Origin of the sequence: Solibacillus sp. NPDC093137 (assembly GCF_050280445.1) — a bacterium.
Classification (GTDB): Bacteria; Bacillota; Bacilli; order Bacillales_A; family Planococcaceae; genus Solibacillus; species Solibacillus isronensis_B.
Genome location: NZ_JBNNVH010000008.1, coordinates 87,815 through 111,707, shown reverse-complemented (window position 1 = coordinate 111,707; position 23,893 = coordinate 87,815). Strand labels below are relative to the sequence as shown.

Genomic DNA, 23,893 nt, shown 5'->3' with positions numbered 1-23,893 from the left:
TAGCAATTTCCACTCCTATATATTCCATTAATTGTTACAATAAGTAAAAGAGGTGAATGGAATGTTCGGTACGGAGGATTATAAAAAAATAGAAAAGTATAGAAAACATTTCTTAATTTTTAATCTCATGACGATCCTATTTTTTACGGGAATATCTTTTACTAAGGTTATTCCAAATTTAAAGGGGTTTGATTTAGTTTCTACATTTATAGTTTTCCTTATTTATATTGTTGTTGCGAATGTCTTTGTCGGGATTTTTGTTCGCAAAACGCAAATGGTTTTTTTCATTTCGCTACTATTCAGTGCTCTTGGAATGGGCTGGCGTCTATGGCTTGAGTGGGGAGAATTCAGTTTAGTTGAACATACAAATATTGTTGTGATGATAGGTTATCCAAGTATTACAGCACTTATAATTACACTTATTTATGCTGTTTCAGAAAAGTTCAAGACGAAAAAGCTCGTCATTATGGATAGGAAATAAAAGAGCATCAAAAAAATCAGAAAGGTGGATATGAATGGAATACCGATTGGCTACTAAAGATGATATGGAATTATTAATAGATTTACGTAAGCGATTATTAGTGGAGGAAGGGCAAACCGTATCTTCCAATATCGATGAACAATTAAGGAGCTTTTTTGAGAAGCAATTGAACTCTGACCAAATTGTTCAATGGATTATTGAGGAAGGGAATGGTGCGATTGCTACAGGGGGCATTCAGTTTATTTCCTTTCCCCCTAGTTATTCCAATCCCACAGGCATTCGCGGGTATATTTTGAATATGTATACAACACCGGAAAGCAGAGGTCGGGGGCTTGCGAAACAGTTGGTTGAGCGGTTACTGGCAGAAGCTCAAGAAAGAAATGTACATCACATATTTTTGATTTCTTCACCTATGGGCAAGCCGTTATACAAAAAAATCGGTTTTAAGGAAAATGATATTTACATGGAATATTTCATTAAATAGTTTAGGGGGATGAGGAAATGATTTTAGAAACGGAAAGACTTATATTAAAGCCATATGAAGTTGAATTTTCGGACGCTATTTTTGAAGTAGTAAAGCATAGGGAGATTGCGGACACAATGGTCATGATTCCGCATCCTTATCCACGCGAAGTTGTCGGTCAGTGGATTTCCTATTTGCAAAAAAGCTTTGAGCAAGGGACAGCCTATGAGTTTGCTGTGTTTTTAAAAGAAAATGGCCATTATATCGGGAATTGCGGGCTCGTTACGATTTCAAAAAATCACCGTAATGCAGAGGTGGGCTATTTTATTGATGTCTCGGAGTGGGGTAATGGCTATGCAACAGAAGCATGCAAAAAAATAATTGATTACGGATTTGAGGAACATCAATTAAATAGAATTTACAGCCGCTGCATGGTTAGAAATATCGCTTCAAGAAAGGTAATGGAGAAGTCTGGTATGGTTTAGGAAGGACGCCACAGACAGGAATTTTTAAAAGATGATATATATGAAGATATGGATTACTTAGCTATTTTAGCGGAGGAATATTTTAAGGAATAACTTAATTACATATCATGCATTGAGGTGGGGGTTATAAATGAAGGAAATGAAAGTCGATATACTTGTTACCTTTCAAATAGCTTTAGCATTTTTGGCTGCATTGATTGGTATTTATAGTTTGGTTACAGATCGCTTCCACCTGCAGCCGCTTATGTTTGTCTTTATGAGTGCGATGTATGGAATAATAGGATACAGAGAGTACAGACGGACTCAAAATAAACAATCAGGAATTCTCTTTTGGGTTGTGTCAGTAATTTTATTTGGCGTTGCGTTTGTATCGTTGTTTGTTAATTAGGAAATGCAGGATTTAAGAAAGATGCTCTTAATGGCAGGGTTTTAAATTTCCTCTATAGAAACTTTTAAAATAAGCGATATAGATACTTTTAAAAGGACTGATGAGGTTGGAACAAATTCAGCAAGTAATAAATACAACCCCTAAACATATTGTGTCTGCAGCTACGATTATACTGAACAGTAAAAATGAGGTTCTGCTTATTAAAGGACCTAAACGAGGATGGGAAATGCCGGGCGGTCAAGTGGAAGAAGGCGAATCTTTGACAGCTGCAGCGATTAGGGAAACAAAAGAAGAATCGGGAATAGATGTGGAAATACTCAAATTCTGCGGTATTTTTCAAAATGTAGAGAAATCTATATGCGATACGCTTTTCCTAGCGAAACCAATTGGGGGGACACCGACAACTTCACCGGAAAGTCTGGAAGTCGGGTATTTCCCAATTGAAGAGGCCCTGGAAATGGTGACATTCGGAAACTTTCGACAAAGAATAGAATATTGTTTGGACACAACGAAGCACCCGTTTTTTATTGAATTTTAAATCGGTGAAACGGTATGGATCGCAAAGGACGCGGTAAACGTGGAGATAAGGATGATCAGCTGTACAAGCTTGAATTATAGGAGAAGGGAGTGTAAAAGTGAAATAGCTTTTGCACTCCCTTTTTATCGTTGCCGTTATTCGGTCTGATTAAAAAAGCCGCGACTGTTACTTAAAGCAATCGCGACATAGCTGTTTTATTTTACTAAACCCAATGAGTCGAGCGGGTAAAAACGGATAGATGTAGAGCCAAGAATATGTTCCTTAGAGACAAGACCGATGCGTGGATCTCGGCTGTCACTACTTTTACGGCGGTTATCACCCATAACAAAATAATAGTCATTCGGAATTTCAGATACCCCAACTAAATCTTCCAGCGTGAAATCAGGAGTCAAGTCGCCAGGATCGTTAAGAGCAGATTTATATTCATCCAAATAGGGCTCGTCGATTTCCTGACCATTTATATAAAGTACATCGTCTTTATATTCGATATGATCACCTGGAAGTCCGATAATCCGTTTAATAAAATATTCGCTTTCTAAGCCATCGAATACAATGACATCGAACCGATTGAAATCATGAAGCGATTTCCCGATTTTATTGACGATAATTCGGTCTCCGTCTTCATATGTCGGCATCATGGAAGCACCTTTCACGTCAATCGGAGTGAAAATAAACATACGAATAGCTACAACAAACAAGGCGGTTATGGCAATAACTTTAATCCATTCAAAAAGCTCGTTCTTTTCTTTTTTCATTTTCTATAACCTCCATAGAGAATCTGGCAGTTCAAGTCTAAATTATTTTATAACCCCATGAAGCTTTAATGCCTCCACAAACACATTGGCAATATTCAACATTGACTGTTCATCCACATCGAATCGTGGGTGGTGATGCGGGTAGACTGCATTGATCTCCGGATTGCCGCCGCCTGTGAAGAAAAACGTGCCGGGCTTTTCCTGTAAATAATAGGTGAAATCTTCTGCTCCCATGCGAGGTGGGGCATTCAATACTTGCAAGTCTGGCAAATTTATTGAGACAGCTTCGCGAAGCATAGCTGTTTCAGTCGGGTGATTATATACGGCGTCATAGCCTCGAGTATAGTTAAATTCAAGCGTAGCACCGTACTGAATTTCAATCGCTTTGCATAAGTTGTTTAACTTTTGCTCTACCATATCGCGAATCGCCGGATTGAATGTACGAACAGTCCCTGTTAAATGGGCTTTATCAGGAATGACATTGCCAACTGTGCCACTTTCAATTTTTCCGATTGTAATAACAGCAGATTCAATCGGGTCAGTATTTCTGCTGACGATTGGCTGCACACCAAATACAAACTGTGCTGCTGCAACGATAGGGTCGATTGTTTCGTGAGGAGATGCGCCATGCCCGCCCTTACCTTGAATAGTGAGTTCAAAAAAGTCGGCAGCTGCCATTGCGTAGCCTTCACAAAACAGCACAGTGCCTAATTCGCTCCAGGATGAGACATGAGAACCGTATACATAGTCGACACCATTTAGGCAACCTGCCTCTACCATAGCCTTTGCACCACCTGGTACGACTTCTTCCGCACATTGATGGATGAATACGACATTGCCATGAAGTGCGTCCCGGTTATCAGCAAGTGACTTTGCCAAACCGAGCAGTGCGGCTGTATGGATATCATGACCACAAGCATGGCTTACTCCATCGACTTTTGATTTGTAAGGTACTTCTTTTTCATCTTGAATCGGGAGTGCGTCAAAATCTGCGCGAAACGCAATTGTCGGTCCATCAAAAGCACCCTCTAAATAGCCTACAACTCCATTACCGCCAACATTTTCTTTCACTTCAATCCCATAAGAACGAAGCTTTTCGGCAACGAGTTTTGGTGTATTAACTTCTTTAAATGAAAGCTCCGGATACATATGCAGATGTCTTCGGATTTCGACCATATCCTCATAGTTTGCTTGCAGTTTCTCTTTTACGCTCATCTTCTCCACCCCTGAAAAATTATTCTTTATTCAATGCTTCCCATTCTTCTCTGAGTAACCCCATGCGAATCGAGTCATAATAGTGCCCTTCGTAATAGCGGACTTTACGGATTCTTGCTTCTAGCTGCATCCCCAGTTTTTCGCCAACACGAATCATGCGTTCATTGCCTGACCATGTCGTTAAACCAACACGCACTAATGGCATTGTATGAAATAAATGCGCAATCCATAATTTTAATGCCCGTGTTCCAATCCCTTTTCCCCACGATTGCCCTTCATGTAGAACTATGCCCATTTCAATCCACTTTGAAGGTTCGTGTTCCCAGTAGTAGGAGATAATTCCTCGAACGACACCGGATACTTCAATAACCCAAAAGCTGTTGTCACCAATCCAATCCTGCCTTGTCTGGATAAATTGTTCATAAGGAATCGCTCTATGCGGATAATACGGCGCATCCCATTTTTTCCATTCGGGCTGCTCATCTTTATAAATTAGTTCCCATAAACGCTCCATATCTTCCTCAATTATTGGTCGGATGATTAGTTCCTGATCTGTATACATCGTTTTCCTCTTTTCAAATAGTTTTATATTATGTTTATATTCGATTGAAAAGAGTAGAAAGATTACTTTTCAATCACTTTCATAAATGTTTTCATTTTTATCAATCCTTTCAATGGAAATTACTATAATCTTATCAGAATATTCCGGTAAAAGGAGGGGGATGTTGAACATTTAATAGAGAACCTTGATAAAAAATTTCTAGTAAAATTTAGATAGAAATTGAAAAACACTTAAAAAAGAGAGAGAAAAAGTAAAAAATTATAAAAAATAGTCGAAATTATCTAAAAGAACTACCAAAATCGTTAATTAAGAACTATAATTATGGATTAAAGAGTTCAAATTTTTAGAAAATACATTAGAAAAGAATCACTAAATAGAAGTTGGTGGATATATGGTGAAAACAGAAGATACAAATGTACTAAGTTCAATGCAACTGACGGTAGAAGAATTACAAAATATTAAAGTTGCATTAGACGAGTCGTCCATTTTGGCTGTTACAGATCAACGAGGCATTATCACGATGGTAAATGACCGATTTTGTAAAATCTCCAAATATGAACGTTGTGAACTCATTGGTAAAGATCACCGACTTTTAAATTCAGGCTATCACCCAAAATCTTTTTTTAAGGAAATGTGGCGTACGATAGGTTCGGGTAAAACGTGGCATGGGGAAGTATGCAACCGCGCAAAGGATGGTTCAACATATTGGGTACAGACGACGATTGTGCCTTTTTTGAACGAAAAAGGAAAACCCTATCAGTATATTTCGATTCGTACAGATATTACCGCACAAAAGAAAATTGGGGAAATGATACATATTGCACACCATGATGACTTGACAGGACTGCCAAATCGCCGGATGTTGCTTAATGATTTAAAAACGTTGATCGAAGTTGAGCAACAGCCATTTTCACTTATGTTATTTGATGTGAACCGATTTAAAAACATTAATGATGGCTTAGGGCATCGAGTTGGAGATCTGTTTTTAGTAGAAATTGCGGAGCGAACAAAAACATTGAATAGCCCGCTTATGACTTTTTATCGATTAAGTGGAGATGAATTTATCTGTATATTAAGAGATGCGACACTACTTGAAAATGCTGCAGAAGATATACAAGCGCTATTTAAACACCAATTCAATTTAAATAACTATGCATTTTATGCATCGATCAGTATCGGAGCTGTAAATTACCCGGAGCATGGTCACTCAGCACAAGACATATTAAAATATGCAGATATTGCGATGTATGAGGCGAAAAAAAGCAATAATAAAGGGTTTGTCATTTATAAAAAACAACAGCGCTTTTCACATAACCAACTACTGACATTGGAAACAAAGTTACATGATGCCATTAAAAATCAGGCATTTGAACTGTATTACCAACCGAAAGTGAATCTACAAACAAATAATATTGAAGGTATGGAAGCACTCATTCGGTGGTTTGACGATGAACTTGGTTTTGTACCACCGGATCAGTTCATCCCATTTGCAGAAGATTTTGGACTGATCAGTGACATTAGTGAGTGGGTTATCGCTAAAGCCGGTCGCCAAGTAACAGAATGGAATAAGCAATATAATTTGAATCTTCGAGTAGCTGTTAATATTTCGCCAAGCCATTTGAAAGCGGATAATTTTATCGAGCGTTTAAATCAAATTTTACAGGAGCATGAGATTTCACCTAGTGCACTGGAAATCGAAATAACAGAAATGAGTTTTTTAGATCAAAATTCAGATTTGCTCAATACAATCAAACATTTAAGTGAAATGGATATTACGTTAGCTATTGATGACTTTGGGACAGGATATTCTTCATTAAGCTATTTGAAGAAATTCCCGGTAGATTTATTGAAAATAGATCGTACGTTCATCCACGAAATGTATAAAAACAACGCAGATATTGCCATGGTTTCAGCGATGATTTCCTTGGCACGTGCACTTAATTTAAAAGTAGTTGCGGAAGGTGTCGAAGAACATGAAGACTTGCACCTTTTACGGGAGTTTGATTGTGAATTTGTACAGGGTTACTATTATAGCCGTCCATTAACGATTGATGATTTTTCGCAACGTTTAAGTGAAAAGGGGATACTCGTGTAAAAAATCCACGCAGATTGATCATTCAATTTGCGTGGATTTTTTTATGATTTGACTGTAATACTTGGATTGATTTCAAGAAGCTTATTTACAAACAGCTCCCTTTCCTTTGGAGATACAAGAATGACTTGAATATGCGGATCAAAGGTTATTTCAATACGGTCGATTGACATAGCCGGAGCTGATAGAGGATTTTTCGATGGACGTAAGCTGCGTATTTGTTGAATAGGAATTCGCTTTTTATAAATACCGGCGTATACGATGAGTTCGTCCTTTTCGATGACGTATTTTGTACCAAAAAACAGTATGCATAATAAGACAATAACGAATGCTGTTACGAGCAGTAAAACAGCACTTGGCTCGGTAATGACCCCGTATATCATTGAGATTGGCACAAGAATAAATATAATAGCCATCCAAATATCCACCTTCGATTTAAAAACCATGAAAAAGCCTCCCTTCTACTTATAGCTTATAACAAAGAGGCAAAATTTAAAAATGCAATTCTAGCAATAGGAGTTTTTGGTTATTTAATTCCATATTTTCTGTCCAATGTCACCAGACGGGCATCGTCATTCGGGCGGTTCATGACTAAATCGGCAATAATTTGAGAGCCAAGCATACTATAAACCGTGCCGTTACCTCCAAATCCGAGCAGGTAATAATGCTTCGGCTGTTCTGGATGCTGTCCGATAAAGGGGAGATGGTCTAATGATTCACCGAAGGAAGCACAGTATTTGTAGGGTGCATGGAAGTTCTCGTCAGGCAATAATTCATGAAGTTTATCAAGCAGCACGTTTGCCATTGCGTCCACTGTTGTTTCATGTTTGGCAGGCTCGGCTCTCTTTTCGTCTAATCCCCCAATTATAATGCGGTGATCCACTGTTTTTCGCATATATAAATACGGGCGAGCAGTTTCCCAAATGAGTGCATTTTCATACCAGCCCTCAAAGCCGGGTTTTTGCTCTGTTACAATCGCATAAGAGCGGTTAATGTCAGCACCCTTCATTTTTCCATAAGGAAGACGATCGTAACCGGTTGTGTATACAATACGGGATGTTTTAAAGATTCCGTTCATTGTATGCAAAATAATCTCATTTCCCTCATCCTCAATAATATTGGCATACGTATTTTCAAATAAATCCAGCCCTTTAGCGATAAGCTGCTCAGTTAATGAAACAACGAATTTATAAGGGTTCATTTCCGCATCATTATGTGTGTACAAAGCTGCAGGTGCTTTAAAGGGCAAGCGCTTTTCTACGACAAGTTCATTCCAAAGTTCAGCAGGGAATCCGTGCTTTACTAATATTTCACATTCCTTTTCAAGCTTTGACACATCTTTTTTTTCACTGGCAAAACAGATACTTGGACGTCGAATGAAATCAGCCTGATCTTTTAAAGGTTGCGCAATTTTTTCGAGCTGGTCAACTGCTTCAAAGCAAAGTTTATAAAAACGTACAGCATCCTCTTCTCCGATTAAATCACTTAGTTCATGTAATTGAATATCATTTGAATATTGGAGTAGTCCTGTATTGGCAGAAGTACTGCCGGAGCCGAGCTTGTTTCGTTCTAAAACGGCTACCGTTAAGCCCTCATCAATTAGTGCTTTCGCCGTTAGTAGTCCACTCATTCCGGCACCTACGATAATTGCATCATAATGAGGTTTAATTGGTGGGTTTGTGTGTGGTTCTTTTAAAAGTGTCGTTGGCCAAAACAATAAACCATTGTGTAATTCCATAAATAGTCCCCCCTTGTATTATGTAAAGAATATTTCCCGCTCGTTTCTGTTTCTAATCTTGAAATTTTTAATAACTTAATTTAGGGGTAAAGGGGAAAGATAGAAACTAAGAGGAGGGATATGATGGATCCTTATATTTTCGGATTTTTCACGATTGCCTATATTGCCATCTTCGTCTGGGGAATGGCAAAACATAAAAAAACTGCATCTGCCATTTTGTTTTTGGTTATTGCTGCCCTGATTTATGATAATGCAATATTAGCGTTAGGCCATCTCATCGGAGAGGGGAGCCTTCTTGAAACCCTGAGCTATGGCCGTTTTTGGCTTCATGCAATATTTACACCAACTTTAATACTTTTTTCATTGTTTGTAATGAAAGAAGCAAACCTTCATTTTGCCTATAAGAAATGGGTTCCTTTTACATTTGGCGTTTTATGGATTATTGCCATGATTATTGAATATTTTGCGGAACTGAGTGGACTGGAATTAGCTCCGGAGGAATCATTTGGTGTACTTAGCTACAGTACAACAGCAGCAGCATCCGGACCGCCACCAATGATTTTGATTGTACTTGTCGCCTTATTAATCGCCGCAATCATGCTAGTCCGGAAAAGAAAATGGTGGTGGATGCTTGTCGGTACAATCGTTATGACGATCGGTAGCGCAGTTCCGATTGATATTGGCAGTGACGCGATTACAAATGCCTTCGAGTTAGTATTAATTGCGACATTAATGTGGACGGCAATCCATTATTCGAACGACAGACCTTATAGAAGGTTTTAACGAACAAAAATTGTGCTGAGGATAAATCTTAGCACAATTATTTTTTGTTCACTACCTTGCAATGAATAGTAGTGTTTGTTACACTATTGTATATTAAATAGTAGTGAGGTGAAATAATGAATCCTCAATTTAAAAAAGGTGTGTTGAATTTATGTGTCCTCGCCTTATTAGAAAAGAAAGATATGTATGGATATGAGCTTGTGCAAGCAATTTCTACACAAATTGAAATATCAGAAGGAGCGGTATACCCGCTGTTACGCAGGTTAACAAAAGACGGTCTTTTTACAACATATTTAATGGAATCAACAGAAGGCCCGCCGCGTAAATATTATCAGATTACCGATCTAGGGATTGAACAACTACAGAGCTTACGTAATGAATGGGAAAGTTTTATTTCGGGTGTAAATACTTTAATTCAAGGGAGCAAATAAAAATGAATGAACAACAGTTTTTAGATTTACTTGATAACCATTTAGTAAAATTACAACAGCAAGAAAGAGATGACATACGCAGAGACTTTGAAGAATACTTCGAAAATGGCCGTGCAGAAGGAAAGACAACTGAAGAAATTATAAAATCATTCGGAAATATTGAAGAGCTGGCTGAAGAGCTCCTTGCTTCATATGATGAAGAAGACTTTATGGAAAATGTGGCGGTTATGAAAAATGATAAGCCAATTCCGTATCGAAATGTAGATATTGAGGCTAATGGTGTGAATGTTGTAATTGTTCCAACTGACGCTGACGAGGCACTTATTGAAACAAAGGATAAGGACCAGTTGACTGAAGCATCTATGCTAATAAAAGATGACACACTTTTCATCTCTATAAAGCGTCAGGAGCAGGTCCGTCGTTTTTGGTTTATTACGATAATAGGGACGATCAATACAATAGATACAGTGGTTTATCTGCCTAAAAAACAGTATGAAAAGCTTGTGATTCATAATGACAATGGACGGATTAAGGTGTCTGAAACTATCGCACAGCAATTTTATCTAAAATCAGATAACGGCCGTATTTTAACAGACCATATTCAAGGGAAAGTTCTTGATGCTCATTCGGCTAACGGGCGAGTGGTGCTCACAGAAACTAACATTGAACATGTTAAAGCAAGTTCCAATAATGGCCGGATTATCGCAGAGGATGTAACGGGTCAAGAGCTTCAGTTTGAGTCAGATAATGGACGTGTCGAAATTAAGAATGTTTTAGGGAAAATCAAAGCACAGTCACGAAATGGCCGGATTGTTGCACAGTTAAAAACTGTCCAATCACCATTAAATTTTGAATCTGATAATGGTCAAATAGTATTGAGTACAGAAGGAAAGCTTAAAAATATTGAAATTGATAGTTGGACTGCTTGGGGATCCGTATCTATTTATAATGAAAAAAAATCGCATTATTCGCACGGTACTAGAGAAAACACCATACAATTAAAAACAAGCAACGGGAAAATAACAGTTGAGGATCTTTTAGCTCAGTAATCTATGTAAAAGTTAGAAACTCATCGGCATAATCCGTATAATAAAACTAATGATAGTTGAAATGGAGTCGTTAACGATGAAAACATATAGCTTTAAATTATTTGGTGGCTACAAGGTGATACTTGATAAAACAGAAATAACAATTGACTATGCTGGTGAAAAGTTTCTATTTATAAATAAATCTAAACCTCGGATGAAAACTATTTCATACGAAGATATATTGAGAGTGGATTATAAAGAAGCCGGTATGACATTCGGTTATGTGCGTCTGATTACAGCGGAAAATGCCCCATATGTAAGCAGTACGTATGTTGCTCAGCATGACGAAAACGCCTGGATGGTTGAAAAAGATGAAATTAGTTTTTTAAATGAAGTATTGGATATCTTGAAAAAACATTGTAAACATATACAGTTTGCTCAATTGAAAGCTTAGAAATAAAATACAGCACGTCAAAAGTAAATTAACTTTTGGCGTGTTTTTCTATAGAGGAAAAAGTGCTGCGAAGTTTCCTTCGAGCACCTTTCATGCTAAATCACTTGCATTTTAGACCATAGCTGCTTGTAGTATGAATGTGAGATAATAAGCTCTCCATGAGTACCTGCACCTGACAGCTGCCCGTCTTCAAATAATAAAATCTGGTCGGCATTTGTAATTGTAGAAAGACGATGTGCGATAATGACAGTCGTTCGGTTTTTCATCAATGCCTGTAAAGCAAGCTGGACTTCACGTTCAGATTCATTGTCCAAATTCGATGTCGCTTCATCAAGCAGTAATATTTGAGGATTGCGTAGAATTGCACGGGCAATCGCAATCCGCTGCTTTTGTCCTCCTGACAGTTTAATGCCGCCTTCACCAACTTCTGTTTCGATTCCTTGTTCAAGTGCAATTACAAAATCGTAGGCATAGGCGGCTCGCAATGCTTCCACTACCTGTTCTTCAGTTGATTCGTTTTGACCATATAAAACATTTTCGCGGATCGATCCATTCATAAGGGGCGCGTCTTGTGTCACATAACCGAACAGTTTCCGCCATTCGTATAAATCATACTTTTCAATATTTGTCTGTCCATATAAAATTTTGCCCTCTGTTACTTCATAAAAGCGCTCAATTAACGAAAACATCGTCGTTTTCCCGCCGCCGCTACTGCTTACAAATGCGGTAGTTTTGCCAGATGGAATCGTAAAGTTCATCCCTTTTAAAATAGGCTGCTCGGCATATTGAAACTTTACATTTTGAAAAATGATATCTTGTGCCACCGCAGGAATTGAAAGACCGGATATCTTTTCGGTTGCCTGAGCAATGATTGATTGAATACGTTCTGTTGCACCAAGTGCTTTCTGTAAGGCTGTGAAAAAAGTTGCCATTTGTGTAAATGGAATGATGATTTGCACAAGGTAAATCATAATCGCAACAAGTTCCCCTGAAGAAATTGCTCCTGAAGATACTTGTGTGCCCCCATATCCGAATAAAAGAATCAGCACAATCATCATAATGAGCGTCATAATCGGTGATAAAATAGCGAGGATTTTGGCCTCTTTTAAACCAAATCGGTAAAGCTGTTCAATCCGGTTTTCACCCCGTTCTTTTTCCAATGGTTCGGTTTGGGAAGATTTTACAAGTCGGATATTAGATAATACCCGTCCAAGATGCCCACTGAATAAAGCGAGTTCGTCTTGATTGGCTTTAGCGATTTTATGCATTTTTTGTCCAAGTGGCAATGTAACAAATATCGCAAGCGGTACGGCTATTAGCATAAGAAGCGTCATTCTCCAGTCAATCCAAAGTAAAATTGCAATCGCACCGATTATAGAAAAAATGCCCGATACAAAGCTTACTAGATGATCTGTTACAAGTTCTTTTACGACGCTTGTATCTTGTGTAATACGGCTCATCGTTTCCCCGGATTCGTGGGCATCAAAGTAAGGGGTTTTTAAATGTAAAATATGCTGCCAAAGTGTATTTCGTAAATTCGCGACTATCCGTTCCCCGAGCATACGCATTAGAAAATAAGTCAACCCACTAAGAACCGCCTGTATGACTAAAATTAGAGCAACGGCAGTGACCGCTGTCCAAGCAAAACCTATAGTCGAAAAATCGTTGATCATATTCATCGTAAATAATGGTACAGCAAGTGAAGCGAGTGTTTCGATAATACTTAATATAAAAACAATGATGACGAGTTTTTTGGGGAATTTGCTTTTTTTAATGAGTTCCCATAATTGCTTTAGCTGAAAGTTCATGTAATAACCCCCTCTAGTATTTTCAATCGTGCAGCTTGATCCAAGAGCCAATTTTCTTCCTCACTAGAAAGCGGAATTGTAAATAACCAATTATCAAAATCAATATTTGGATGTTTTTCAAATTCCTGCGCTAAACTTTTCGTCAGTTCTGGCGGAATAATGGAAAATAACTGTTCAATCAGTTGTGTTAGTTCCGTGTCTTCTGGCGGATGCAGGAAAGCCTGTTTAATTTCATAGAGACTTTCAATATAACGTCGATTAATTTCGATAAAATTCATATCTAAAAAACTGTATATCTGTTCAATTAGCGGCTCCGGAATATACTGTCTTAAATAATCCTTCTGGGCATCCTCTGTCAGTAAACTATGAATGATGAGCAGTAATGTAGTGGGGTCGACAGCCGAATTTTCCTGGTGAATGTGAATGGCTGTATCAATTGTTGCAAGCATTTGTTCCAGCTGTTTTTTCTTCTTTATTAACTGCAACTTTTGATGTTCCAAAGATTGAAGCAAAGAATCATCTTTTTTGAGCAGCTCTTTAATTTCCTCTAGAGAATAATCAAGATATTTGAAAGTCACGATCTTTTGGACAGTGATGATATTAGCATCATTATAATAGCGCTGTCCGCCTTCAGAAATACTGGCAGGTATTAATAAACCCTTTTCTCCGTAATAACGCAAAGTACGAATCGTAATGCCGGTCTTTTTAGAAAATTCCCCGATTGAATACATTTCCCTCACTCCTTATATGTAGTATAAAAGCTGACGTAACGTAACATGCAATGAAAAGATTCGAAAAAATTAAAATGATGAATTTGCGATAAAAAATAATGTGCAAATTTATCGAAAGTTGTCACATTATGTTCCACGTGAAAAAAATTGACTAAATATGAACTAATTAATTTAGAGGGGATAATAAAAATTTGTAAAAATCTAAAAATAGTAACGAAATAACATAGAAAAAAATTACAATAAATACTATTATTTAGAAAGGAAGGGTAAGAGCGTATAGAGATTGATAGGTAAATTTTTATATTATGGAGGTTAAGGAAAAATGGAGAGTAGGAACATAAAAAGAATGAGGAAAATTTTACTTCAAATTGGGGTGATTTGTTTCCTGTTAGCAGCAGCTACGAATATAGGCTATGCCCAAATGTTTTCGGACGTAAAAGATGACTCTAAATTAAATGAAGAACTTACAGTGTTAAATAATTTAGGTGGAGTGGTACTGTCACCAAACGATAATTTTCGTGCAGATGATCCGATTACACGTTATGAAGTGGCTGAGTTTATCGTACGTACACTGCAAATTGATTTAGAAATGAGTACAATTCCTACATATTTAGACATTCCTGCAGATGATTCGCGAATGCCTGTCATTGCAGCAATAACTGAGCTTGGCATGATGACAGGGTTTGAAGGTAAATTTAATCCGGATGCAAAATTATCGCGTGCACAGGCGGTAAAGATTTTGGTACCTGCGTTTCAGTTAAGTGGATCGGAGGCAATTCCATATACGGATATTACAAAAAATCATAGTGCTGTACCTGCAATTCAAGCATTAATAGCAAATAAAATTGTATACCCGGCAAAAAATCAAAAATTCAATCCGAGCGAAATGATGACTCGCGGGGATTTTGTTTCTTACCTTGCAAGAATTATTGAGCCATCATTAAGACCTACTGAACCAGAACAGCCTGTGTTCCAAAGCTGTGTAAAAGAAACAGCGAAAAAACGTTATGTAGTTGATGTTGCAGTAACAAATTTATGGAATAAACCTAACCAGGCGCGTGCTGTTGATTATCCTTCGACAAAAAACCCGGTAGAAATGCAAAAATGGATCTCATCATTAAGTTTATCTCAAAAGAAATGGCTTGTTGGACGTACAGATACCCAAGCGTTGTATGGCGATGAAGTATCATTGCTTGAAACAAAAGGGAAATGGCAACGTGTCGCGGCAAAAGATCAATATGTACCATATTTAAAGGCAGGTTATCCTGGATGGGTTCCACAATCTCATGTTGTGGCAACGAACAAAAATTATGATGATTGCGGCATTGCGATTATTACTGCAGATAAAACGAATCTTTTAGAAAAAGATGCGAAAACGAAATTTTTACAAATCAGTTATGCAACAATTTTGCCGGTAATTGATGAGACTTCAAAATACTATTATGTAGAAACACCGGGTGACGGGGTTAAACTACTAAAGAAAAGTGCGGCAAAATCTTATGCATCCTATAGCGATGTTCCAAAACCGACAGCTAATACAATCATTAACGAAGCGAAGCGTTATTTGGGCTTACCATATCTTTGGGCAGGAACCTCTTCCTGGGGCTATGACTGTTCGGGTATTTTATATGCGGTATTCCGCACACACGGCATCATGATTCCGAGGGATTCATTCTATCAGGCAACAGGTGGTAAAGCTGTTGCGAAGAAAAATTTAAAGCCTGGGGACCTTGTATTCTTTGCGTATAATGGCGGCAAGGGGAAAGTGTACCATGTTGGCCTTTATATCGGTGACGGCAAAATGTTGCATGCACCACACTACGCATCGAAAGTGAAAATCGAATCAATGAACAATGGTGTTTATAAAAAGAACTACTCAGGTGCAAGACGTTATTTATAAAAGGGCATGAATAAAATAAAAATTTTCCGTTTCTTTTTAACTTACATGACAAAATATTTAGTGTATTGTTAGGAGTAAGTTGGGTATATGTAAGGAATAAAGGAATTTTAATAAGGAGGCATATTTTATGAATCCGTGGTTAATAGCAGCCCTCGTTATATTGGGAATTGCTGTAGTTCTGTTAATCGTCTGTATTATTGTTGTAATTGGACCAATAAAAAGAGTTGTTACACTGCTGTTGGCACATGCTGAAGGAATTAAAAAACAGCTGAATCCTATTCAAACCGAAACAACGAAATTAACAACAACAGTCAATCGTATGATGGCAGATATTGAATATAAAAAAGAATCTGTCCAGTCTGTCATTCAATCCGTCAAACATACAGGTGAAGTATTGGACCAAGTGAGCGATGTGTCACACGATGCGACTGTGAAGGCTATGAAGAAAGCAAACAATGATCCGTATCTACAAGCTGAGGTAGAACGTTGGACCAATACCGCAATGGGTATTATTCAGCGAAAAGCATAATAGGAAAAGGGATGTACAGATTTTCTGTACATCCCTTTTTTGTTACATAAAAAAAGAAATAAATATAAACGTAATTTCTTATGTAAGCGTTATTATTCTGTACTAGAACAGAACTTGCTAGCTTATCTTCTATTCTTCTCTTTTTTATTTAAAACATGAATTTCAGGACTTTCACAAAGTGTTCAAAGAAATCAGATAAATTATGAACGTATTGTGAAAATAGGGGTTAGGAGGTTTCTTTTTAATTAAAATAGAGTAAAATAGAAAACAGGAAGTGTGTTATATAACAATCTGCAACTGTCACGGGAGAATCGACTATTTATAATACAGTGTTATAAAAAAGGAGAAATGAAACATGTGGGTAGTAACAGTATTTAATGATATAAACGATATTCGTATATTCGAATATACGACGAAAATTGAAGCGACTTCAAAATTAGAAAAATATAAAAACGCAATATTATCATATACAAAATAAAGAATGGAAAGGGAGCGGTAAAATATGTGGGTAGTAACAGTGTTCAATAATCCTAATGACATTCGTATGTTCGAATACACAAATAAAAGCGAGGCAGCCGCATTTTTAGCTAAGTATAAAAATGCTGTCCTATCGTTTACCAACTAGTTAAAGAAAGGTTGATGCAGAAAGTGAAAGCTTTCTGCATCGACTTTTTTTATTTGGAAGGAAAAACTGAGAGTAGAGTGGTCCGTTTTCTCGTTTATTGTATTAAGGATACGTTAAACGAGAATGGCGACTATTATAAAGAGTGCTTGCTGCAGGTTGTAGCTGGAGAGGATAATATTATAAATTTAATAACTATAATTGAGTGAGATGAATATACAGAAATAACGCTTTAAAGACATGATTTTGTTTTTAAGTACTATATTGTTGCGTAGAAATTCCTTTCTTGTTCTTATGTGACGTAAATTTGTGATTTATATAGAAGAATTCACGGAATTTAAGTTGTAGAAGGTTGACGAAATATAACTAATATAAGATAATTTTAGATGGTAATAATAATTATTTTATAATAATTATTTCATTGATATTTATATAGGAGGAATTTTAAAATGGCATTAATCGGTAAAGAAATCGCACCATTCGCTGCGAAAGCATTCCAAAAAGGTGAATTCATCGACGTAACTTCAGAAAACTTCAAAGGACAATGGTCAGTAGTATGCTTCTACCCAGCAGACTTCACATTCGTTTGCCCAACTGAGTTAGAAGACTTACAAAACGAATATGCTACTTTAAAATCTTTAGGCGTAGAAGTTTACTCAGTATCGACGGATACACACTTCACACATAAAGCATGGCATGATACTTCTGAAGCAATCGGTAAAATTGAGTACATCATGATTGGTGACCCATCTCATACAATTTCTAAGGCGTTTGACGTGTTAAACGAAGAAGATGGTTTAGCAGAGCGCGGTACATTCATCATCGATCCAGATGGTGTTGTACAAGCATTAGAAATTAATGCTGGCGGTATCGGCCGTGACGCTTCTATTTTAGTAAACAAAATTAAAGCAGCTCAATATGTACGTAACAATCCAGGTGAAGTTTGCCCAGCTAAATGGGAAGAAGGCGGCGAAACGTTAACGCCAAGCTTAGATCTAGTAGGTAAAATCTAATCTGAGTAGTAAATAACAAACAAGTAAGCGACAAAAACAACCGTTATGGCTTGGTTTTGTCGCTCTGTTTTTAACTGGAGAAAGAAAGGTAAGCTCTCTATCTTTAAAATTAATTGGAAAGAGGTGAGAGGCTTGCTGTATTTGAGAGAGAATAATCCACTTATTTTTCGGGAGGGAACAATAAGTGGTATTCATACAGCAGCTTGTGCAGTGTTAGATAATCAGATTAAAGCGCAATTACAGCAGTATTTATCAATGCTGGAAGGTGATTTACTAATTAAAGTGAGTGTTAGTGATGACAAAACATCGCAAGAAATGCTCAATTTAGTTGAAGAGTTGGAAAAGATGTCTCCTCGTATTACGGTGCAACATGCATTATTAGAACGTACACCAAGTTTCAGTATCAATAAAATAGACGAAAGTGAATCTGGTATTACTTTTGCTGGATTACCACTTGGTCATGAATTTACATCATTAGTTTTAGCGCTATTACAAGTTTCAGGCCGTGCACCAAAAATCGATGCAGCCGTTGTAAAACGCATTCAGGCGATAAAGCATCCATTGAAATTTGAAACGTACGTGAGTTTAACTTGTCATAACTGTCCGGATGTTGTGCAGGCACTAAACATTATGGCAGTGTTAAATCCGAACATCTCGAACACAATGATTGAAGGTGGAGCATTCCAGACTGAAATTAAAGATCGAGACATTATGGCAGTGCCTACTGTTTATTTAAACGGCGAAAACTTCGGCGGCGGTCGTATGGAGTTGGAAGATATTTTAACGAAGTTGGGTGAAGTATCGGACGGCTCAGAATTTGCAGATAAAGAAGCTTTTGATGTATTAGTAGTGGGTGGCGGTCCTGCAGGTTCTGCGGCTGCTATTTATTCAGCACGTAAAGGAATTCGTACAGGTATCGTAGCAGAACGCTTCGGTGGTCAGGTTAACGATACGTTATCAATTGAAAATATTATCGGGACAAAGGCTACAGAAGGCCCTGCATTTGTTTCGAGCTTGGAAGCACATGTATTGGACTATGACATCGATGTGATGAAATCACAACGTGCAGCAAAAATCGAGAAAAAAGATCTAATTGAAGTGACGTTAGAAAATGGAGCGGTATTAAAAGGGAAAACAGTTATCCTTTCTACAGGGGCTCGTTATCGTCAACTTGAGGTGCCTGGTGAGGAAGAATTTAAAAATAAAGGCGTTGCGTATTGCCCTCATTGTGATGGTCCGATTTTCAAAGGGAAAGATGTTGCGGTAATCGGTGGCGGTAACTCAGGTGTAGAAGCGGCAATCGACTTAGCGGGTATTGTAAATCATGTTATCTTGCTACAACGTAACAGTGAGTTGAAGGCGGATAAAGTGCTTCAAGAACGCGTTCGCAGTCTAAAAAACGTTACAGTTATTACAAATGCTTCAACTACTGAAATTACAGGAACTGATAAAGTAAATGGTTTAACGTATAAAGACGTTGTTACAGGTGAAGAAAAGCATATCGAATTACAAGGTGTATTCGTTCAAATTGGTTTATTGCCAAATACAGAGTTCCTTGAAGGCGCAGTAGAGATGAATGCGCATGGTGAAATTATTATTGATAAGCACGGTGCAACTAATGTTCCGGGGATTTTTGCTGCAGGCGATTGCACAGATACGGTTTACAAGCAAATTGTTATTTCAATGGGCTCTGGGGCAACAGCTGCTTTAGGGGCATTTGACTATATGATCCGTAATGTTGATTCACGTGAATTTGTAGAAGCATAATATAAAATCCGTTGTACGTAAAATCGTGCAACGGATTTTTTTTAAGGGTAGAATAATGGTGATTAGATAAGAATTTAACTGAAACAGGAGTTGATGTGAATGGTGGAAAGGGAACGGACATTGCGTATTTGTCCAATGGGTCACCGGTATTATAAAAGTACAGATTGTGGAACTTGCCCTAAATGTGAGCAGGCGAATAAACCATCAGAAGGATTCTTATCTCGTTTATCCTCACCTGCGCGTAATGCATTAATAAACGCAGGCATTACAGAGTTGGAGCACCTTGCTGAATATACGGAAAAAGAAATTTTACAATTGCATGGGATTGGACCTTCTTCCTTGCCTACATTAAAACATGCGATGGCCGAGAAAAACGTAAATTTTAAAAGTTAAAAAAGGGTTTTGCTTAAAACTAAAAGTGTAATCATCTCTATTTTCGGGTAATAGATAAGAGACTATTCGAAAAGGAGGCTTTTATAAATGAAAGACGATAAAATAAAGCATAAAAAGCTCGACAATCCGGATTTATTGAATACCGAAAAGGAAAGCATTTTCGATATAGATGAGGAAATGAAATTTGTGGATCCAATTCCGATGGAAGAATTGAATGACCAAGTAAAAGATGAGAAATATCGTGCGAACACGAAGACTACTTCCGGTAGTGAGCGTAAAAACCAGCCGGACGAAACGAAAGACGCATAAATTTTAAATAATAGTAATTACAAAAGGATTGACCATTTTGCAAATCAGGCAAAGTGGTCAATTTTTCTTTTCGGAAAAGTGAGCAAAAAGCTCGCTGTAAACAGAAATACAGCGAGCTTGGTATGGAACATTGCTAAAGGTTGGCAGGAGGAAGGATATCATCAATTGTTCTTGCTAATTTTAATGCTTTTAACTGGAACTGTTCATAAAAAAGTTCTGTTCCTGCGCCACCAATATAAAAAGAAATATGCTCGTGAACTTGTGCCAATTTTTCAAGTGTATGAATGGACTGGGCAAATTCATTGTAAGCAATCTCGGTAGATCCTGTCAGCAGTACAATGGCAGGCTTCTTTAATGCGATAGCGGATTGAATTGCTGTTGGAGCCGGTGAAGGGCCGAGCATTAGTGTGCGGTAACCCCGCAACATACATTGGATAAGCAGAATTTGCATTGGAATTTCATGTCTCTCTCCAGGTAGACAGCTCCCTAATGCTAGTGGCGCATCGTCCGGAACATAAAAATGTCGACGAAGGTGGCTTAAAAAGTCACGCACTGTTTGACTGCTTATTGCTTCTTGGTATTCACCCCATGCTTTTTCGCACCAAAGCTGTCCAACTTCATGAAGGAAGGGAACGACAATGTCCCGTATCAGCTTCTCTACACCGAATTTATGGTGAGCCTGTTCGAGTAAATGCAGAATTTCATGCTCGTTTGCTTCGGTGCCGGCTTGAATTAGTGCCTTGTGGAAAAACGATACAGGATCAGCTTCTGGTACATCCTTATTTTTGATATAGTGATCTACCGCTTGTTTAATCGTCATACCGCTATTTATATATTGTTTCAGCTGCATTAACGTTTGAACTTCATCTTCCGTATATACGCGGTATCCATTGTCTAATCTATCAGGTTGAATGATTTGATAACGATCTTCCCATTTTCGGATCAGTTGTTTAGAAAGATTCGTTAAGTTGGATACTTGTTGTATCGAGTAAGTTTTTTTAGTCATATTTTACCACCTCCTAAAAGGAATCCTTGTTAAACTCTATTCAACCGAAAAAGAAAGTACTTGTCAAATGTTTTTCGTATGCTGTACAATGTTTGTATAATATGGAGTAAGGGGTATTATTAAAAAGCATAATTACTTTGTAATATTTGGAAGAGGAAAATAAGAGGAGGTTATGTGATGTCTAAACATCCATTGGAAAAATGGGGAAGTGTAATGGGCGGTAAGAAAACACGTTGGATCGTTTTGGCTTTATGGATTATGTTTGCTGTTTTATTTGCACTTATCTTCCCGCAAATTAATAGTGTTGAAAACTTTGTGGGCGATGAAATCCCTGATACTTATACATCAATTCAAGCGGGAAAAATTATGGAGGAAGAGTTTTCTTCTGATAGTGGGATTCCGCTATTAATTACTTGGTATAACGAATCAGGTCTTACAGAAGAAGATTTGACAAATATTAAAGGGTTATACAAGCAACTGGCGGATGAACCGTTAGATGGGCAGGAAACAATCCCGCCATTCCATGACCTTCCCGTTCAAGCATTGATGGGGTCACTTTCTGAGAACGGTGCAGCACTTGTCACACCTGTTTTCTTCTCAACAGAAAAAAATTCAGATGTTCTAAAAGAAAATTTAGCGATTATTAAAGAACGTACAGAAAATCAATTTGGCGAAAATCCATATGATACTAATTTAGATGATGAAGGGCTTCATGCTCGATTCTCCGGACCCGTTGGTATCTCGATTGATGCGACAGATCTTTTCAAAGCAGCTGATGTACAACTAATGGTTGCCACTGTAATTATCATTTTAGTCATCTTATTAGTCATTTACCGTTCACCAATTTTAGCGATTATCCCGTTAATTGTTGTAGGGGTAGCGTATTTAGTTGTAAGTCCATTATTGGGCGTGATGGCTGAAAACGGATGGATCGCTAAAGATGCACAAGCGGTAGCAATTATGATTGTATTATTGTTTGGTGCAGGTACGGACTATTGTTTATTCTTAATTACACGTTACCGAGATATACTGCTGACCGAAGATAATAAATTTACAGCATTGGCATCGGCTGTTCGTGAATCAACAGGCGCAATTGTAATGAGTGGCTTAACAGTAGTAATCGGTTTAGCGACATTGGCATTGGCGGATTACGGCGCATTCCAGCGTTTTGCTGTTCCGTTCAGCTTTGGTGTATTAATTACAGGTTTTGCAGTAGTAACATTACTTCCGGCTGTTCTTGGTATTTTAGGACGCGCAGCGTTTTGGCCGTTTGTTCCTCGTACAGAGGAAGCTGAAAAAGCAAATGCTGAAAAGAAAAACAAACCATATAAACAACGTAAACCTAATCACCGTTATATGCGCGCGGTCGGTGAATTTGTTACTTCGAAACCATGGCTTGTCATAATTGTTGCAGGAGCAATTTTAATTGGTTTAGCATTCACTTCCACAAATATTAAATACAATTACGATTTAATTTCCTCATTCCCTGAAGATATGCCTTCGCGTGAAGGATTTAAAATCATTGAAGAAAACTTTACACCAGGTGAATTGGCACCGGTTCAGTTGTTAGTAGACAGTGAAGATACTGATCTGGATATTACAGAACAACTGTTAAGACTCCCGTATGTCGGTGTCGTAAAAGAAATGCGTACAGGTGAAACAAATAACAACATCCAACTTTATGAAATTGATTTGGATAAAAATCCATACTCGAATGAAGCGATGAACGATGTTGAACAAATGAAGGACGATGTTAAAGGAATTCTTGCGGATAACAATCTGGAAGACGGCCAATTCTGGATCGGGGGCGAAACGAGCTCTCAACTAGATACAAAAGTCGTTCAGTCGGGCGATGAAAATATTATTCAACCTGTCATGATTATTATTATTTTCATCGTATTATTAGCATACTTACGTGCTTTAATCACATCGATTCAATTAATGGTAACGGTAGTAATATCTTTCTTCTCTGCTTTAGGTGCAGGTTGGTTGATTATCCATTACGGTTTAGGACATGAAGCGATGGCTAGTGCGATTCCACTGTACAGTTTTGTATTTATTATCGCATTAGGTAACGACTATAATATTTTCATGATTTCTGATATATGGAAAAACCGTAAGCGTGGTATTGCGCATAAGCAGGCCATTTCAAATGGTATTGCTTCAACAGGTGCGGTTATTACATCTGCTGGACTCATTTTAGCAGGTACATTCCTTGTATTAGCGACATTACCAATCCAGCTATTAGTACAATTCGGTATCGTAACAGCGGTAGGGGTACTGCTTGATACATTTGTCGTACGTCCATTACTCGTACCGGCTCTAATTACGGTGTTTGGTAAATGGTCATACTGGCCGAACAAAAAGCTTAAAGAATAGCAAAAAGCGTATAGCTCCTTGAT

27 protein-coding genes are annotated in these 23,893 nt (G+C 37.7%); 19 read left to right on the top strand and 8 right to left on the bottom strand.

The window, feature by feature from the left end; all coding sequences use genetic code 11:
• The first annotated feature begins 61 nt into the window (after positions 1 to 61).
• The 5 genes from ACQKN3_RS18700 (at position 62) to ACQKN3_RS18680 (ending at position 2,355) form a co-directional block, all read left to right on the top strand.
• Entirely contained in the window at positions 62 to 481 is a 420-nt protein-coding gene (locus ACQKN3_RS18700; protein WP_427713946.1) for an ABC transporter permease, read from the top strand.
• A gap of 34 nt (positions 482 to 515) precedes the next feature.
• A complete protein-coding gene (locus ACQKN3_RS18695; RefSeq protein ID WP_427713944.1) occupies positions 516 to 965 on the top strand; it encodes a GNAT family N-acetyltransferase in 450 nt (149 codons plus the stop codon).
• Positions 966 to 982: 17 nt separating this feature from the next.
• Positions 983 to 1,429, top strand: coding sequence for a GNAT family N-acetyltransferase (locus ACQKN3_RS18690; RefSeq protein WP_427713943.1), 447 nt, complete (start codon positions 983 to 985; stop codon positions 1,427 to 1,429).
• 130 nt (positions 1,430 to 1,559) lie between these two features.
• Positions 1,560 to 1,817: a DUF3953 domain-containing protein gene (locus ACQKN3_RS18685; RefSeq protein ID WP_251691149.1), complete on the top strand. Its 258-nt coding sequence runs from the start codon at positions 1,560 to 1,562 to the stop codon at positions 1,815 to 1,817.
• Between the two features lie 106 nt (positions 1,818 to 1,923).
• Entirely contained in the window at positions 1,924 to 2,355 is a 432-nt protein-coding gene (locus ACQKN3_RS18680; protein ID WP_427713939.1) for an NUDIX hydrolase, read from the top strand.
• A 194-nt stretch (positions 2,356 to 2,549) separates the two neighbouring features.
• On the opposite strand, the gene lepB is transcribed toward ACQKN3_RS18680, so the two are convergent.
• The 3 genes from lepB to ACQKN3_RS18665 are packed head-to-tail and all read right to left on the bottom strand — an operon-like array spanning position 2,550 to position 4,887.
• Positions 2,550 to 3,110, bottom strand: a complete 561-nt coding sequence (gene lepB / locus ACQKN3_RS18675; protein ID WP_251691152.1) for a signal peptidase I — start codon at positions 3,108 to 3,110, stop codon at positions 2,550 to 2,552.
• A 42-nt stretch (positions 3,111 to 3,152) separates the two neighbouring features.
• Entirely contained in the window at positions 3,153 to 4,325 is a 1,173-nt protein-coding gene (locus ACQKN3_RS18670; RefSeq protein WP_427713936.1) for a M20 metallopeptidase family protein, read from the bottom strand.
• A gap of 19 nt (positions 4,326 to 4,344) precedes the next feature.
• The gene (locus tag ACQKN3_RS18665; protein ID WP_427713933.1) at positions 4,345 to 4,887 is read right to left on the bottom strand and encodes a GNAT family N-acetyltransferase; all 543 of its coding nucleotides are present in this window, start codon (positions 4,885 to 4,887) and stop codon (positions 4,345 to 4,347) included.
• A gap of 391 nt (positions 4,888 to 5,278) precedes the next feature.
• On the opposite strand from ACQKN3_RS18665, the gene ACQKN3_RS18660 reads away from it, so the two are divergent.
• Positions 5,279 to 6,982, top strand: a complete 1,704-nt coding sequence (locus ACQKN3_RS18660) for a sensor domain-containing protein (protein WP_427713930.1) — start codon at positions 5,279 to 5,281, stop codon at positions 6,980 to 6,982.
• 41 nt (positions 6,983 to 7,023) lie between these two features.
• Here the strand turns inward: ACQKN3_RS18660 and ACQKN3_RS18655 are convergent, their stop codons facing one another.
• Both ACQKN3_RS18655 and ACQKN3_RS18650 read right to left on the bottom strand, forming a co-directional pair.
• Positions 7,024 to 7,425 carry a PH domain-containing protein gene (locus tag ACQKN3_RS18655; RefSeq protein WP_427713927.1) on the bottom strand — a complete coding sequence of 134 codons (402 nt, stop codon included), beginning with the start codon at positions 7,423 to 7,425 and terminating at the stop codon, positions 7,024 to 7,026.
• Between the two features lie 80 nt (positions 7,426 to 7,505).
• The gene (locus ACQKN3_RS18650) at positions 7,506 to 8,717 is read right to left on the bottom strand and encodes an NAD(P)/FAD-dependent oxidoreductase (RefSeq protein WP_427713924.1); all 1,212 of its coding nucleotides are present in this window, start codon (positions 8,715 to 8,717) and stop codon (positions 7,506 to 7,508) included.
• A 123-nt stretch (positions 8,718 to 8,840) separates the two neighbouring features.
• On the opposite strand from ACQKN3_RS18650, the gene ACQKN3_RS18645 reads away from it, so the two are divergent.
• The 4 genes from ACQKN3_RS18645 to ACQKN3_RS18630 all read left to right on the top strand — a co-directional run bounded on the left by ACQKN3_RS18645 (position 8,841) and on the right by ACQKN3_RS18630 (position 11,413).
• Complete coding sequence (locus tag ACQKN3_RS18645) at positions 8,841 to 9,500, top strand: phospholipid phosphatase (protein WP_427713922.1); 660 nt, start codon at positions 8,841 to 8,843, stop codon at positions 9,498 to 9,500.
• A 116-nt stretch (positions 9,501 to 9,616) separates the two neighbouring features.
• Complete coding sequence (locus tag ACQKN3_RS18640) at positions 9,617 to 9,931, top strand: PadR family transcriptional regulator (protein ID WP_427713920.1); 315 nt, start codon at positions 9,617 to 9,619, stop codon at positions 9,929 to 9,931.
• A 2-nt stretch (positions 9,932 to 9,933) separates the two neighbouring features.
• On the top strand, positions 9,934 to 10,980 hold the full coding sequence (locus tag ACQKN3_RS18635; RefSeq protein ID WP_427713918.1) for a DUF4097 family beta strand repeat-containing protein: 1,047 nt from the start codon (positions 9,934 to 9,936) through the stop codon (positions 10,978 to 10,980).
• A 76-nt stretch (positions 10,981 to 11,056) separates the two neighbouring features.
• Complete coding sequence (locus ACQKN3_RS18630) at positions 11,057 to 11,413, top strand: hypothetical protein (protein WP_427713915.1); 357 nt, start codon at positions 11,057 to 11,059, stop codon at positions 11,411 to 11,413.
• 95 nt (positions 11,414 to 11,508) lie between these two features.
• Here ACQKN3_RS18630 and ACQKN3_RS18625 read toward each other — a convergent pair whose 3' ends face one another.
• Both ACQKN3_RS18625 and ACQKN3_RS18620 read right to left on the bottom strand, forming a co-directional pair.
• Positions 11,509 to 13,221, bottom strand: coding sequence for an ABC transporter ATP-binding protein (locus ACQKN3_RS18625; RefSeq protein WP_427713913.1), 1,713 nt, complete (start codon positions 13,219 to 13,221; stop codon positions 11,509 to 11,511).
• Entirely contained in the window at positions 13,218 to 13,952 is a 735-nt protein-coding gene (locus tag ACQKN3_RS18620) for a MerR family transcriptional regulator (RefSeq protein WP_427713910.1), read from the bottom strand. The genes ACQKN3_RS18625 and ACQKN3_RS18620 overlap by 4 nt, the downstream gene beginning before the upstream one ends.
• 346 nt (positions 13,953 to 14,298) lie before the next feature.
• Here ACQKN3_RS18620 and ACQKN3_RS18615 point away from each other — a divergent pair, with 346 nt between their 5' ends.
• The 8 genes from ACQKN3_RS18615 (at position 14,299) to ACQKN3_RS18580 (ending at position 20,485) form a co-directional block, all read left to right on the top strand.
• On the top strand, positions 14,299 to 15,852 hold the full coding sequence (locus ACQKN3_RS18615) for an NlpC/P60 family protein (protein WP_427713908.1): 1,554 nt from the start codon (positions 14,299 to 14,301) through the stop codon (positions 15,850 to 15,852).
• 127 nt (positions 15,853 to 15,979) lie between these two features.
• Positions 15,980 to 16,381 (top strand): DUF948 domain-containing protein, encoded by a 402-nt coding sequence (locus ACQKN3_RS18610; RefSeq protein ID WP_427713905.1) that lies wholly within the window; start codon positions 15,980 to 15,982, stop codon positions 16,379 to 16,381.
• A 355-nt stretch (positions 16,382 to 16,736) separates the two neighbouring features.
• Complete coding sequence (locus ACQKN3_RS18605; RefSeq protein WP_285848962.1) at positions 16,737 to 16,859, top strand: hypothetical protein; 123 nt, start codon at positions 16,737 to 16,739, stop codon at positions 16,857 to 16,859.
• 24 nt (positions 16,860 to 16,883) lie between these two features.
• Positions 16,884 to 17,006, top strand: coding sequence for a hypothetical protein (locus ACQKN3_RS18600; RefSeq protein ID WP_427713902.1), 123 nt, complete (start codon positions 16,884 to 16,886; stop codon positions 17,004 to 17,006).
• A gap of 446 nt (positions 17,007 to 17,452) precedes the next feature.
• On the top strand, positions 17,453 to 18,016 hold the full coding sequence (ahpC, locus tag ACQKN3_RS18595) for an alkyl hydroperoxide reductase subunit C (RefSeq protein ID WP_087618112.1): 564 nt from the start codon (positions 17,453 to 17,455) through the stop codon (positions 18,014 to 18,016).
• 210 nt (positions 18,017 to 18,226) lie between these two features.
• Positions 18,227 to 19,783 (top strand): alkyl hydroperoxide reductase subunit F, encoded by a 1,557-nt coding sequence (gene ahpF / locus ACQKN3_RS18590; RefSeq protein ID WP_427714007.1) that lies wholly within the window; start codon positions 18,227 to 18,229, stop codon positions 19,781 to 19,783.
• 99 nt (positions 19,784 to 19,882) lie between these two features.
• A complete protein-coding gene (locus ACQKN3_RS18585; RefSeq protein ID WP_427713899.1) occupies positions 19,883 to 20,176 on the top strand; it encodes an RNA polymerase alpha subunit C-terminal domain-containing protein in 294 nt (97 codons plus the stop codon).
• Positions 20,177 to 20,263: 87 nt separating this feature from the next.
• On the top strand, positions 20,264 to 20,485 hold the full coding sequence (locus tag ACQKN3_RS18580; RefSeq protein WP_251691182.1) for a hypothetical protein: 222 nt from the start codon (positions 20,264 to 20,266) through the stop codon (positions 20,483 to 20,485).
• 133 nt (positions 20,486 to 20,618) lie between these two features.
• Here the strand turns inward: ACQKN3_RS18580 and ACQKN3_RS18575 are convergent, their stop codons facing one another.
• Positions 20,619 to 21,491, bottom strand: coding sequence for a MerR family transcriptional regulator (locus tag ACQKN3_RS18575; RefSeq protein ID WP_251691184.1), 873 nt, complete (start codon positions 21,489 to 21,491; stop codon positions 20,619 to 20,621).
• Positions 21,492 to 21,668: 177 nt separating this feature from the next.
• Here ACQKN3_RS18575 and ACQKN3_RS18570 point away from each other — a divergent pair, with 177 nt between their 5' ends.
• Positions 21,669 to 23,870 (top strand): MMPL family transporter, encoded by a 2,202-nt coding sequence (locus tag ACQKN3_RS18570; RefSeq protein WP_251691186.1) that lies wholly within the window; start codon positions 21,669 to 21,671, stop codon positions 23,868 to 23,870.
• The last annotated feature ends 23 nt before the right edge of the window (positions 23,871 to 23,893 follow it).